Genomic DNA, 13446 nt, shown 5'->3' on the forward strand with positions numbered 1-13446 from the left:
TCACGGGCCACGCACCATGAAACTCGGCTACACCATCGTCTACGTTCCCGACGTCGCCCAGTCGCTGAAGTTCTTCGCGCAAGCCTTCGGCCTGCCCACGCGCTTCCTGCACGAATCGGGCACTTATGGTGAGCTCGAAACTGGCGAGACCACGCTGGCGTTCGCCGCGCACGCGCTCGGCGATTCCAACTTTCCGGGCGGGCATGTCGCCGCCTCGGAATCCGCGCAACCGCTGGGCATGGAGCTGGGCCTCGTGACGCCCGATGTGCCCGCCGCGCACAGCCGCGCGCTCGCGGCCGGCGCCACGCAGCTGTCGGCACCGGTGACCAAGCCCTGGGGACAAGTCGTCTCGTACGTGCGCTGCCCCGACGGCACGCTGGTCGAGCTGTGCTCGCCCATCGGCGGCTGACGGGCGCCCTGCCCGGCTAGCTGGTCAGCCGGCGCCTACCGGACATAGCTACCGATCCACGTGCCGGCCTTCGTGATGTAGCCACGGACGCCCTCACGCACGACCTCCAGCACCTGCGGATCGAACGACAGATCGATGTCGTCGTACATGGGGTCGATGACCACCTCGCCCGCGGCATCGATGCATCCCCATTTATTGTTCGTGTGCAGAAAAACGGCGAATCCTGCGTAGCAGAAGCTCGACAGGTCGTCGAAGACGGGGTCGATTGCCACATTCCCGGCCGTGTCGATGAAGCCCCATTTCTCCCCGATGCGGACTTTGGCCAGTCCGTTCTTGGCGAAGCCGGCAGCCTCCACATAGCGGGCCGGAATTCGGGGTTCACCGCTCGCGTCCATGTAGCCATGGCGATGGTTGCCTCCCTTGAAGGTCGCCAGCCCGCACGCATCGAACTCATCGAATGTCTTGAATGCCGGGCGCAGCACTTCCTTGCCGGTGACGTCGATGAATCCTGTGAAGTCGGCGCGCCTGGCCTTGGCGAGACCATTGACGGCGAATGCACCGATCCCGTCGTAGAGGGTCGGAACCACCAGTTCCCCTCGGACATCGATGCATCCGCAGGTGCCTTCCGGGGTCCGGATCATCGCGAGGCCCGAGTCGTCGAACGAGCGGGCGTATTCAAAAACCGACGCGAAGACCTTGCGGCCCTTGGCGTCCACAAAGCCGTTCTGAAACAGCTGTTCCCGGTCGAGGATCACCTTGGCGATGCCCTGGCTGGAAAAATCCTCGGCCTGATGGAACGACGGGCCGACCACGGTGCGACCCGTTCGATCGATGAACCCAATGCCGGTTTCGCTTTCGAGATCCAGCCGCGCAACCGCAAGTCCGTTCGTGGCAAAAGGCCCGACGTCATGGAACTGCGGAGGAACAACGACCTCCCCTCCGAGATCGATAAATCCGAAGAGGCCGCTCGTGGCGGATCTGATGAGAAGCATGGACTCTTTCGCTGTGCCGAAGGACAGTCGAAATGATACGGAGGCTTCTCAGGCGCAGATTTCTAGTCGATCAACGCCACCGCCCGCCGCGCAAACCCCGCGGCCTGCGCGCCCACCTGCACCGCATCGGCCGCCGCCGCGCTGCCGCTCTTCGCGCGCGCGGCGATGCCCTCGAGGATCACGGCAAAACGGAACAGCGAGAACGCCAGGTGGAAGTTCGTCACCGGCTCGGCGCAGCCGCCGGCCTGCTGGTAGTGGGCGATGTACTCGGCCTGCGTGGGAATGCCTTCGGCCGCGAGGTCGATGCCCTGCATGCCCTCGAACTCGTCGGCGCCGGTGTGCCAGGCCATGCAGTTGTAGGCCACGTCGGCCAGCGGGTGGCCCAGGGTGGACAGCTCCCAGTCGAGCACGGCGATCACGCGCGGCTCGGTGGGGTGGAACATGAGGTTGCCGAAACGGAAATCGCCGTGCGCGATGGTGGTCTGGTCGCCCGGCGGCAGGTTGACGGGCAGCCAGGCGATGAGGCGCTCGATGTTGGCGTCTTCGCGCGTGCGCGAGGCCTCCCACTGCCGGGTCCAGCGCGCGATCTGGCGCTGGAAGAAGTTGCCGGGGCGGCCGTAGTCGGTGAGGCCGACGGCGGCAAGGTCGACCGCGTGCAGGCGCGCCAGGGTCTCGGCCATGGCGAAGTAGTAGGCGCGGCGCTCGGCGGGCGCGATGCCGGGCAGCGCGTAGTTCGACAGCACGCGGCCTTCGAGCTTCTCCATGACGTAGAAGGGCGTGCCCACCACGGTGCGGTCGTCGCAGTACAGCACGGTGCGCGGCACGGGCACGTCGGTGGCGGCCAGGGCGCGCAGCACGCGGTACTCGCGGTCGACGGCGTGGGCCGAAGGCAGCAGCTCGCCGGGCGGCTGCTTGCGCAGCACCAGCGCGCGGTTGTCGAAGTCGACGAAGAAGGTGGGGTTCGACTGCCCGCCGCCGATGCGCGCCAGGCGCATCGGGCCTTCGAGCTCGGGCAGCGCCTGCCGCAGGTGGCGCTGCAGGCGGTCGGCGTCGAACTCGATGCCTGCGGTGGTGGCGTCTGCGGCTGCGCTCATGGCCGGCGGAACACGGGCTCGCGTTTCTCCAGGAAGGCTTTCACGCCTTCGGCGAAGTCGGGCCGGTCGATCAGCTCGCGCTGGCGCTCGGCCTCGTGGCGCATCTGACCGACGAGCGACTGGCTGGCGGCCGATTCGTACACGGCGCGGATCTCGTGCGCCGCATGCGCGGGCAGGCGCGCGAGCCGCTGCGCGACGGCCACGGCCTGGGCGCGCAGTTCGGCGTCGTCCACGCAGGCCCACACGAGGCCCCATTGCGCGGCCTGCTCGCCCGACAGGCGCTCGCCGAGCAGCGACATGCCGACGGCGCGCGCGCGGCCCACGAGCCGCTCGAGGAACCAGGTGGTGCCCAGGTCGGGCACGATGCCCAGGCGCGGCATGAAGGGCAGGTAGAAGTAGGCCGATCGCGCCACCAGCACGACGTCGGCGGCCAGTGCCACGCCCACGCCGGCGCCCGCGGCGGGGCCGTTGATGGCGCTCACCACGGGGAAGGGCATGCTGCGCAGGTCTTCGATGAGGCGGTTCGACATCGCCTCCATCGCGTCGGCCGTGCGCTGGCCCAGGCTGCCGGGCGCGCTGGCGTCCATGCTGCCGAGGTCGGCGCCCACGCAGAACGATTTGCCGACGCCGGTGAGCACCACGGCGCGCACCTCGCCTTCGTCGCGCAGCTGTGCGAGCCGCTGGCGCAAGGCCTCCTGCAGCGGCTGGGTGAGCGGGTTGAGCCGCTTGGGAATGTTGAAGCTGAGGATGGCAACGTCGCCGTCGCGCTCGTACAGAAGGGGGTCCTGGTCGTCAGGCTGGCTCATGGGTGGGCTCCGAAGGGCGTGAGTAGGCAAAGGGGGTTCACTTCATGTTCAGCGCGGGCCCGACCGGGTCGAGGTCCACGCCGTTGAAGCGCACAGGTTGCATCGATGCATAGGCGTGCAGGTCGGCGGCCGAATTGGCCATGGCCACGCCGGGCAGCAGCATCGAGATGCGTGGGCTCTTGAGGGTGCTGGCGGCCACGCGCACGCTCTCGCGCGTGGGGTTGGCGCCGGCCTCGCGCAGCACGTGGGCCATGAGCTGCGCCACGATGTAGCCCGACACGCCGCTGCCGTTGCTCGGGTCGACGCCGCTGGCGTGGGTCTTGAGCAGCTCGAGGTACTCGAGCACCTCGGGGTCGCGGCTCCAGCGCGGGCTCATGGGCTCCTTGTAGACGGCGAGCGCGACCACGCCCTTGGCCTTGTCGGCGCCCGCGGGCTCGAAGGCCATCTTCACGGAGGCGGCGGCAAAGTTGAGGTAGCGGTCGGGCGTCCAGCCCACGTCGGCGACCTTGCGGATGGCCTGCGCGGCGGTGCGCGCGGTGGCGGCCATCACGAGCACGTCGGCACCCGACGACTTGAGCTGCACCACCTGCGAATCGACGGTGGGGTCGGTCACCTCGAAGGTGGCCTGCGCCACGATCTTCGCCTTGCCCTGCTTCGACAGGCCTTCCTGCAGGCCCTTGAGCACTTCGCGCCCGAGGTCGTCGTTCTGCATGAGCACGGCGATCTTGGCGTCGGGGCGGTTCTCGATGATGTGGCGCGCGAACACGCGGCCCTCGCCCTGGTAGCTGCCGAGAAAGGGCACGGTCCACGGGTACTTGGCGGCATCGTCGAACTGCGAGGCGCCCGACTGCACGAACAGCTGCGGCACTTTCCTGGCGTTCATGTAGCGCTGGATCGCCATGTTGGGCGCGGTGCCCAGGTTGCCGAAGATGGCGAGCACCTGGTCTTCCTCGACGAGGCGGCGCGCCACCTCGACGGTCTTGGGCGGCGAGTACTGGTCGTCGTAGATCAACAGGCGCACCTTGCGCCCGTGGATGCCGCCTTGCTCGTTGAGCTTCTTGAAGTAGGCCTCGGCCACCTTGCCGACCACCGAGTAGCCCGACACGGGCCCCGACAGCGGCATGGGCATGCCCAGCACGATCTCGGCGTCGCTCACGCCGGCTTCGGGCTTCTTCTGGGCCAGGGCCGGCAGGCTGATGCAGAGCGTGGCAAGGCCGGCCACCAGGGCGGTGCGGCGGGAAAGCGGATGAACCATGTCGCGTGTCTCCTTCTGTGTTGCTGAGTGGCCGGATGGCCTGCGTCGTCAGTCGTCGTCGGAAAGCGGTTCAGGCGGTGGTGGCCCGGTTCGGCCCCATGTAGCCGAAGAGGTGGCCCGCCACCTTGCGCATCTGGATCTCTTCCGAGCCCTCGGTGATGCGGTAGCGGCGGTGGTGGCGGTAGATGTGTTCGAAGGGCTTGTGGCGCGAATAGCCGATGCCGCCGTGCACCTGCATCGCGCGGTCGGCGGCCTCGCACACGAGGCGGTTGGCCCAGTAGTTGCACATCGAGACCTTGTCGGACAGCTGCTTCTCGACCTGCGGCTTGGGCATCTGGTCCATCTGCCACGCAGTCTTTCGGATGAGCAGGCGCAGCATCTCGACCTGCGTGGCCAGCTCGACCAGCGGAAACTGGATGCCCTGGTTGCGCGCCAGTTCCTCGCCGAAGGGCTTGCGCTCGCGCGCGTACGTCACGCTCTCGCGCACGCAGTAGTCGGCGGCGCCCAGGCTCGACGCGGCCTGGCGGATGCGGTTCTCGTGCACGAAGTGCTGGGCAATGGCCAGGCCGCCATCGAGCGGGCCGAGCACGGCGTCTTCGGGCACCCACACGTTCGTGAAGCTCACGCGCGGGTGGTCGGTGGGCATGTTGAAGGTCCAGAGGTACTCCTCGATCTTCACGCCCTCGGCCTTCGCGGGCACGAGCAAGGCGCTGATGCCGCGCGCGTCGCCGTCGCGCCCACTGGTGCGCGCGAACAGCACGCAGTGGGTCGCCGTGTGCATGCCGGTGGTCCACATCTTTTCGCCGTCGATGCGAAAGCCGGCGCGGCCGTGGCGTGCCTCGGGCACGGCGCGCGTTTCCATGTGGGTGGCGTCGGAGCCGTGCTGCGGCTCGGTGAGGCCGAAGGTCAGGCGCACGCGCTCGTCGAGCATGCCCTGGATGAGTTCGTCGCACTGCGCGGGTGAGCCGAAGTCGCGAATGGCGAGCACGAAGGGGTTGTTGGCGACGATCGAATGCTCGTTCTGCAGGTCGTTGTGCAGGCCCAGGCCGCGCGCGGCAAAGTGCTCGCGGATCACGGCCATCCAGAGGTTGCTGCCGTCGCGCCCGCCGAATTCGGCGGGCAGTGCAAAGCGCAGGTGGCCCGCGCGGTCGGCGCGGTGGCGCGCCTCGGCCAGCAGCGCTTCCCACTCGGGGCGCGGCAGGCCGCCGTTCTCGAAGTCGGTGCGGGCCCATTCGCGGCGGTGGTCGAAGAAGCGTTCGTTGTCGTCCTGCGCCTGCAGCGGCGCGATCTCGCGGTCGATGAAGGCGTCGAGTTCGGCGAGGTAATCGACGAGGTCGCGGGGCAGGTCGAAGTCCATGGCTCAGTCTTTCTTCTTCGTGCCGGCGGCATAGCCGGGCTGGTCGATGGCGAGCTTGTCGCGCGTGTTCTGGCGCAGGTGGTCGATCAGGCCGGGGGTGGCGGCGTCGAGTTCGCCCGAGGCGATGCGGGTACAGAGCAGGCGGTTGGCTTCGGCCAGGTCGGCGGGTGCGCCGGGGCCCAGCAGTGCGACCAGCCGCGCCAGTTCACTTGCTTGCGCCGTGGGGCCGAGTTTCACTTCGCGCCGCACGATGTCGAGCGTGTTCGCCGCCACGCGCGCGTGGAATGCGACCTGCCCTTCGGTGGCCGGCACCACCTGCTCGCGCAGGAAGGCGGCAACGGCCTCGAGCAGTTCGGCGACGTCGGGGCGGTCCTGCATCAGGCGGCCTCCTCCTCGGGGGCGAGCAGCGCCAGCAGGTCCGACTCGGCCTCCGACGCACGGCGGCCGATGGCGGCCTTCTCGACATCGCGCTCGCGGCCGCTGAGCCAGGCATGCACCATGGCTTCGCAGACGATGCCCCACTTGAGCGTGCCCAGCACTTCCCACCAGCGCACGCGCCCGGCATCGACCTGCCCGCCTTCGGCCGTGTAGCCCTCGAAGAGTTTCTCGCGCGTGCCGAAGCCGCCCACGGGCAGCACGCCGTGGCCGAAGCGCCAGGAGCGCACGCACATCCAGCCGAGGTCTTCCATCGGATCGCCGAAATGCGCGAGCTCCCAGTCGAGCACGGCGCGCAGGCCCTCCTCGCCGACCATCAGGTTGCCGTTGCGGAAGTCGCCGTGCACGAGCACCGGCGCGGGCACGTCGGCCGGCGCGTTTTCGCGCAGCCAGCGGAACGCGAGTTCGAACACGGGGCGCGCGGTGCCGTGGCTGCGGTGCAGGCCGATCTGGAAGTCGAGCTCCGCGCGTGCGGCGGCCGTGCGCAGCGGCGGCAGCTGGTGCGCGGGCAGGCGGTGGATGCACGCCATGGCGGCGCCGCACTGGCGCGCCAGCACGCGGCGCGCGCCGGCCAGGCGCTCATCGCGCACGATGCGGCGGCCCAAGGTCTCGCCCTCGATGCGGTCCATGACGAAACCTTCGCCGAGCCCGTCGGCCGGCTGCAGCACATGGCGCACGCCGGGCACGGGCACGCCGCCTGCGCGTGCGGCCTCGATGAGCTGCGCTTCCGCCGCCAGGCCCGCGGTGCCCAGGGCGCGCGCGCCGCTGGCATCGGCCGCGCGGCGCAGCACCAGCGGATGGGCTTTGCCCGCGCCGGTGGTCGTCACATCGAAAGCCCAGGTCTGCTGGCTGGCGCCGCCCGAGAGCCGGCGCACGGCCTGCACCACATGGCCGCCGGGCACGAGCCGCCCGGCCAGCCGCTGCAGTGCGTTCGCGATCAGCGTCGCGTCATCGTGCACGGGCGAAGCGTGCCTGGAGCTTGCGCAACAGCCCGACCACGCCGCCGGGCATCGCGAACATGAAGGCGATCAGCACCACGCCGTACACCGCCCAGGGCGCGGCCTTGGAGACCTTCTCGGCCAGCGAGGGCACGAACATGATGAAGATGGCGCCGAAGATCGCGCCGTACAGCGTGCCCACGCCGCCCACCACGATGCCCACCAGCAGCGAGATCGACAGGAAGAGCGTGAACGAATCGGGCGCCACGAACTGCACCGCAATGGCCGACAGCGCACCGCCCACGCCGGTGTACGCGGCCGACACGCCGAAGGTCATGGCCTTGTAGTGGCTGTTGTCCACGCCCATCGCCTCGGAGGCCATGGCGTGGTCGCGGATGGCGCGCATGGCCCGGCCGCTGCCGCTTTGCAGCAGGTTGTGGGCAATGAAGAACATCACGACCGCGACGAACAGCGAGAACAGGTAGAGCCACTGGTCTTCGTTGAGCGGCAGGCCGAAGGGCGCGGCGGGCTTCATGAGCACGATGCCCTGCACGCCGCCGGTCCAGGCCTCGAGGTGCTTGTACTTGAGCAGCTGCGGCATCGCCACGCCGAGCGCGAAGGTGGCCAGCGCCAGGTACAACCCTTCGAGCTTGAGCGCGGGCCGCCCGAACAGGTAGCCGACGATCAGGCACACCACGGCCGCCGCCGGCACCGTGAGCCAGTACGGCACGCCCGCGTGCTCCATGAGGATGCCGGTGGTGTAGGCCCCAATGGCATAGAAGGCGCCGTGGCCCAGCGAGATCTGCCCGTTGTAGCCCGTGAGGATGTTCAGGCCCAGCAGCGCAATGGCATACGAGATCACCATCGTCGCCTGGAACAGCTGGTAGCCACGCGCCACGAAGGTGATGCCGATGGCCAGCACGATCAGCAGGCCGACCCACATGAGCGGGGAGCGCGAGGGCTTGGCGGCGCGTGCGTTGGCCGGCGCGCCGAGCGGTGCCATGGCCGTCGGCAAGGAAGAGGCTTGAGGGGAGTTCATGCGATCAGACCCGGGTGACCAACTTGCGGCCCATGAGGCCGGAAGGCTTGACGATGAGCACGCCGACGATCAGCACCAGCGCCACCGACAGCTTGAGTTCGGTGCCCACCACGTAGGTGCCGATGAGGTTCTCGAGCACGCCGACGATGAAGCCGCCGAGCACCGCGCCCACGGGGCTGTCGATGCCGCCGATGAGCGCGCCGGCAAAGGCGTAGAGCAGCACGCCGGTCATCATGTGCGGGTCGAGAAAGACCACGGGCGCGACCATCATCCCGGCCACCGCGCCGATGGCGCCGGCCAAGCCCCAGCCCAGCATGAGCATGCGACCGACGTTGATGCCCACCAGCCGCGACGAGGCCGCGTTCTGCGCCGCGGCGCGCATCGCCAGGCCCAGCGGCGTGAAGCGGAAGAACGCGAACAGCAGCAGCACCACCAGCAGCGTGACGCCGATGGCGCCCATCTCGTGCGCCGACATCATGGCGCTGCCGAACCACGCGTCCGACGGGAACGGGCTCGGGAACTGCTTGATGGTGTAGCCGAAGAGCCAGCCCGCCAGGCTGTGGAAGATCACCAGCAGGCCGATGAACACCACCACCACCGACAGCGCCGGCTTGTCGTGCATGGGCCGGATGACGGTGAACTCCACCACGGCCGCGAGCACGAAGGACAGCGCCACGGTCGCCACGAAGGCGGCCCAGTACGGCAGGCCGGCCTGCATGAGGCTCCAGGCGATGAAGGTCGAGAACATCGCCATCTCGCCCTGCGCGAAGTTGATGTGGTGCGTGGCCTGGTAGATCATCACCAGCGCCAGCGCAACGCTGGCGTAGATGCCGCCGGTGGCCAGGCCCGCCAGCAGTTGGTGCAGGAATGCATTCATCGGTGTGTGGCCCTTATTCGCCCAGATACGCTTTGCGCACGGCGTCGTTGCGGCGGATGTCGGCGGCCGTGCCCGAGAGCACGATGCGGCCGGTTTCCAGGAGGTAGGCCGAGTCGGCCAGGTCGAGCGCGAGCTTGGCGTTCTGTTCCACCAGCAGGATCGACACGCGCTCTTCCTTGTTGATGCGCCGCATGATCGAGAAGATGTCCTTCACGATGAGCGGCGCGAGCCCGAACGAAGGCTCGTCGAGCAGCAGCAGGCGCGGCTTGCCCATGAGCGCGCGGCCGATGGCCAGCATCTGCTGCTCGCCGCCCGACAGCGTGCCGGCCTGCTGGGCGCGGCGCTCTCGCAGGCGCGGGAAGTAGTCGAACACGCGCTCCATGTCGGCGTCGATGCCGTCCCTGCTCGCGCGAGCGTACGCACCCAGGCGCAGGTTCTCCTCGGTCGTGAGGCCCAGGAAGGTGCCGCGCCCGTCGGGCACGTGGCCCACGCCGGCCTTGGCGATCTGCTCGGTGGAGCGGCCGTCGATGCGCTGGCCGGCCAGCATGATGCGGCCTTCGGTGCTCACCATCATCTGGCACAGCGCGCGCAGCGTGGTGGTCTTGCCGGCGCCGTTGGCGCCCAGCAGCGCCACGACCTGGCCGGTGGGAATGTCGAGGTCGATGCCCTGCAGCACGCGCGTCGGGCCGTACGCCGCATGCAGCCCGCGCACCTCGAGGATGTTCGTCGTCATGCCATCGCCTCCGCTTCTGCTTCCTCGCCCAGGTAGGCGCGGATCACCTCGGGGTGCGCGCGCACCTTGGCCGGCGTGCCCTCGGCGATCTTCTTGCCGAAGTTCAGCGCCACCACCTTGTCCGACACGCCCATCACGAGGCTCATGTGGTGTTCGACCAGCAGCACCGTCACGTTCAGGCGGTCGCGGATGTCGCGGATCAGCGTGCCCAGGCTTTCGAGTTCTTCGTGGTTCAGGCCGCAGGCCGGCTCGTCGAGCAGCAGCAGCTGCGGCTCGGCCGCCAGTGCGCGTGCCAGCTCGACGCGCTTTTGCGTGCCGAACGGCAGGTCGGCCACTTCGCGTTCGGCCACGGCCTCGAGGTCGAGAAAGTGGATCAGCTGGTCGGCCCGCGCCCGCGCCTGCGACTCGATGGCCGCCACGCCGGGCAGCCGGAAGGCGTTGCGCAGGAAACCCGCGTGGTGCTTGCTGTGGCAGCCCACCAGCACGTTGTCGCGCACGGTCATCGTGCGAAACAGCGCCAGGTTCTGGAAGGTGCGCCCGATGCCCAGGCCCGCCATGCGGTGGCGCGGCAGGCGCGTGAGCGGATGGCCGTCGAACTCGATGCGGCCGGCGCTGCACTCGTACAGGCGCGAGAGACAGTTGAACAGCGTGCTCTTGCCCGCCCCGTTCGGCCCGATGAGGCCGCAGATCTGGCCCCGCCGCACGTCGAACGAGACGCCGTCGAGCGCCACGATGCCGCCGAAGCGCACCGACACCGCGTCGATGCGCAACAGGGGGGTGTTCTCTTTGTCTCCGCGATCGGTGTCATGAATCATGCGTCGATCTCTTTTTTTGAGGGAACGGAAAAGGTCAGCGCCGCCCCCGCGGGCGCTGCCAGGTGGCGGCGCAAGGGCCGCCCGGCTTCGTCAGAGCCGCTCTACGATCGTGACGTTGGCCATGCCGCCGCCTTCGCACATGGTCTGCAGGCCGTAGCGCTTGCCGCGCTGGCCCAGGGCGTTGACCAGCGTGGTCATCAGCTTGGTGCCCGAGGCGCCCAGCGGGTGGCCCAGCGCAATGGCGCCGCCGTTCACGTTGATGCGGGCCGGGTCGGCGCCCAGCGCCTTCAGCCAGGCGATGGGCACGGGCGCGAAGGCTTCGTTGACTTCGTACAGGTCGATGTCCTCGATCTTCATGCCGGCTTTTTGCAGCGCGCGCTGCGTGGCGGGCAGCGGGGCCTCGAGCATGATGACCGGGTCGTGGCCCAGCACGCTCATGTGGTGGATGCGCGCCAGCGGCTTCACGCCCAGCGTCTTCAGGCCGCGCTCGTTCACGACCATGAGGCCGCTGGCGCCGTCGCAGATCTGGCTGGCGGTGGCCGCCGTGCAGCGCCCGCCTTCGGCGATGAGCTTGACGCCGGCGATGCTCTCCAGCGTGGCGTCGTAGCGGATGCCTTCGTCGGTGGTGTGCAGCTCGCCGGTCTCGGTGCCGTCGGCCATGCGCACGGCCACGGGCACGATCTCGCGCTCGAAGTGACCGGCCTTGGTGGCGGCAATGGCACGGTGGTGGCTTTCGAGCGCGTAGCGGTCGAGCGCGTCTTTCTCGATGCCGTAGTTGCGCGCGATCATCTCGGCGCCGGTGAACTGGCTGAACTGGATGCCGGGGTAGCGCTTTTCCATGCCGGGGCTCACGTAGAAGCCCAGGTTGTTCTTCAGCGGCAGCGTGGTGGGCAGGCCCATGGGCACGCGGCTCATGCTCTCGACGCCGGCGGCGATGACGATGTCCATCGTGCCCGACATCACGGCCTGTGCCGCGAAATGCAGCGCCTGCTGCGACGAGCCGCACTGGCGGTCGACCGAGGTGGCGGGCACCGACTCGGGCAGGCGCGAGGCCAGCACCGCGTTGCGCGCCACGTTGGAGGCCTGCTCGCCGGCCTGGCCGACGCAGCCCATGATGACGTCCTCGATCAGGGCGGGGTCGGCGTCGGTGCGCTCCACGAGGGCGTTGAGCACCTGTGCGGCCAGGTCGGCCGGGTGCCATCCGGCAAGGCGGCCGTTGCGGCGGCCGCCGGCGGTGCGCGCGGCGGCGACGATATAGGCTTCGGGCATGTGAAATCTCCGGTGATGGGTTCGGTTCGACAGTCCAGCGCATTGTTGGCGCCGCGCCGCCGCACAGCGTCGTCGGAACCGACGATTTTGGGCGGCGGCGCCTTGCGCCCCTACGCTCTCAGGCCTTGGCGAGGCGCTTGGCCATGCTCCAGCGGTGCACCTCCGACGGGCCGTCATAGATCCGGAAGGCCCGCATGTCGCGGAAGATGCGCGCGGCCACGGTCTCGTCCGATACGCCGCTCGCGCCCAGGATCTGCACCGAGCGGTCGACCACGCGCCACTCGGCCTCCGAGCACAGCACCTTGGCCACGCTCGACTCGTGGCGGCCCTTGCCGCCCTGGTCGAGCACCCACGCGCAATGCCAGATGGTCAGGCGCGAGACGTGCAGGTCCATCTCGTTGTCGGCCAGCATGAAGCCCACGCCCTCGTGCTCCACCAGCGCATGGCCGAAGGCCTGGCGGCGGCGCGCGTAGTCGGCAGCAAGCTCGTGCACGCGGCGCGCGGCGCCGAGCCAGCGCATGCAGTGCGTGAGGCGCGCGGGCGCCAGCCGCACCTGCGCGTAGCGAAAGCCCTCGCCGATGGCGCCCAGCACGTCGGTGGCCGGCACGCGCAGGCCGTCGAAGCGCACCACGCCGTGGCCGCCGGTGAAGCAGCTGTCGAGTGCGTCGATCTGCCGTTCGATCACGATCTCGGGCTGATCCATGTCGGCCAGGAACATGGTCGACGAGCCGTCTTCCATGCGCGCCATGATGATCGCGAAGCCCGCGCCGGTGGCGCCGGTGATGAACCACTTGCGCCCGGTGATCACGTAATGGTCGCCGTCGCGCACGGCCACGGTCTGCATCATCGACGGGTCGGAGCCGGCGCCGGGCGGCGGCTCGGTCATGCAGAAGCACGAGCGCACGTGGCCGTCGATGAGCGGCTGCAGCCAGCGCGCCTTCTGCGCCGGCGTGGCCACCACTTCCATCAGGTGCACGTTGCCTTCGTCGGGCGCGTGGATGTTGAGCGCCACCGGGCCGAGCGGCGAGTAGCCCGCCTCCTCGAACACGATGGCCTTGTCGACGTGCGACAGGCCCAGCCCGCCGTGTTCCTTCGACGCGTGCGGCGTGAGCAGGCCGGCGCTGCGTGCGCGCGCCACCAGCTCGTCGCGCAGCGCCTCGGCGGGGCCGTGCGAATCCTGCCGGGGGTCGGATTCGAGCGGAATCACCTCCTCGGCGATGAAGCGGCGCGTTCGTTCCTGCAGGTCGAGCTGGGCCGGGGTGAGGCTGAAGTCCATGGTGGGACGCTCCTTCTTTCTCTCAGTGGATTCAAGGACGGATTGAAGACAATGCGGCGCATGGTGCCGACGCGGGCGCGGGTTTCGAGTCGTGAGCGGGACAAGCCTGCCGGATTCGTCCGTTCCGACGATGCCGCGGCCCGGCCTGCGC

At 69.2% G+C, this 13446-nt stretch carries 14 protein-coding genes; 1 reads left to right on the plus strand and 13 read right to left on the minus strand.

Translation table 11 applies throughout. The features are described 5' to 3' along the window. The first annotated feature begins 16 nt into the window (after positions 1-16). Positions 17-409: a VOC family protein gene (locus ACAM42_RS28725; protein ID WP_369630188.1), complete on the plus strand. Its 393-nt coding sequence runs from the start codon at positions 17-19 to the stop codon at positions 407-409. 35 nt (positions 410-444) lie between these two features. Here the strand turns inward: ACAM42_RS28725 and ACAM42_RS28730 are convergent, their stop codons facing one another. The 13 genes from ACAM42_RS28730 to ACAM42_RS28790 form a co-directional block, all read right to left on the minus strand. After that, entirely contained in the window at positions 445-1401 is a 957-nt protein-coding gene (locus tag ACAM42_RS28730) for a WG repeat-containing protein (protein ID WP_369630189.1), read from the minus strand. 62 nt (positions 1402-1463) lie between these two features. Continuing rightward, positions 1464-2495 (minus strand): phosphotransferase, encoded by a 1032-nt coding sequence (locus tag ACAM42_RS28735; protein ID WP_369630190.1) that lies wholly within the window; start codon positions 2493-2495, stop codon positions 1464-1466. Beyond that, the gene (locus ACAM42_RS28740; RefSeq protein WP_070062810.1) at positions 2492-3301 is read right to left on the minus strand and encodes an enoyl-CoA hydratase-related protein; all 810 of its coding nucleotides are present in this window, start codon (positions 3299-3301) and stop codon (positions 2492-2494) included. Before ACAM42_RS28740 ends, ACAM42_RS28735 begins: the two co-directional genes overlap by 4 nt. A 37-nt stretch (positions 3302-3338) precedes the next feature. Beyond that, positions 3339-4556 carry an ABC transporter substrate-binding protein gene (locus ACAM42_RS28745; protein ID WP_307584369.1) on the minus strand — a complete coding sequence of 406 codons (1218 nt, stop codon included), beginning with the start codon at positions 4554-4556 and terminating at the stop codon, positions 3339-3341. A 70-nt stretch (positions 4557-4626) separates the two neighbouring features. Then, complete coding sequence (locus ACAM42_RS28750; protein WP_369630191.1) at positions 4627-5913, minus strand: acyl-CoA dehydrogenase family protein; 1287 nt, start codon at positions 5911-5913, stop codon at positions 4627-4629. A 3-nt stretch (positions 5914-5916) separates the two neighbouring features. Further along, a complete protein-coding gene (locus ACAM42_RS28755; RefSeq protein ID WP_369630192.1) occupies positions 5917-6291 on the minus strand; it encodes a DUF6285 domain-containing protein in 375 nt (124 codons plus the stop codon). Continuing rightward, the gene (locus ACAM42_RS28760; protein ID WP_369630193.1) at positions 6291-7307 is read right to left on the minus strand and encodes a phosphotransferase family protein; all 1017 of its coding nucleotides are present in this window, start codon (positions 7305-7307) and stop codon (positions 6291-6293) included. Before ACAM42_RS28760 ends, ACAM42_RS28755 begins: the two co-directional genes overlap by 1 nt. Next, entirely contained in the window at positions 7297-8229 is a 933-nt protein-coding gene (locus ACAM42_RS28765; RefSeq protein ID WP_307696475.1) for a branched-chain amino acid ABC transporter permease, read from the minus strand. The genes ACAM42_RS28760 and ACAM42_RS28765 overlap by 11 nt, the downstream gene beginning before the upstream one ends. A 100-nt stretch (positions 8230-8329) precedes the next feature. Next, entirely contained in the window at positions 8330-9202 is an 873-nt protein-coding gene (locus ACAM42_RS28770) for a branched-chain amino acid ABC transporter permease (protein WP_056577629.1), read from the minus strand. A 13-nt stretch (positions 9203-9215) separates the two neighbouring features. Continuing rightward, a complete protein-coding gene (locus ACAM42_RS28775; protein WP_007834335.1) occupies positions 9216-9935 on the minus strand; it encodes an ABC transporter ATP-binding protein in 720 nt (239 codons plus the stop codon). Beyond that, positions 9932-10750 carry an ABC transporter ATP-binding protein gene (locus ACAM42_RS28780; protein WP_369630194.1) on the minus strand — a complete coding sequence of 273 codons (819 nt, stop codon included), beginning with the start codon at positions 10748-10750 and terminating at the stop codon, positions 9932-9934. Before ACAM42_RS28780 ends, ACAM42_RS28775 begins: the two co-directional genes overlap by 4 nt. Positions 10751-10840: 90 nt before the next feature. After that, a complete protein-coding gene (locus ACAM42_RS28785) occupies positions 10841-12019 on the minus strand; it encodes an acetyl-CoA C-acetyltransferase (protein ID WP_062478155.1) in 1179 nt (392 codons plus the stop codon). A gap of 118 nt (positions 12020-12137) precedes the next feature. After that, the gene (locus ACAM42_RS28790; protein ID WP_369630195.1) at positions 12138-13295 is read right to left on the minus strand and encodes an acyl-CoA dehydrogenase family protein; all 1158 of its coding nucleotides are present in this window, start codon (positions 13293-13295) and stop codon (positions 12138-12140) included. Positions 13296-13446 lie beyond the last annotated feature (151 nt).

The sequence above is a fragment of the Variovorax sp. V35 genome, from assembly GCF_041154465.1.
Lineage (GTDB): Bacteria > Pseudomonadota > Gammaproteobacteria > Burkholderiales > Burkholderiaceae_C > Variovorax > Variovorax boronicumulans.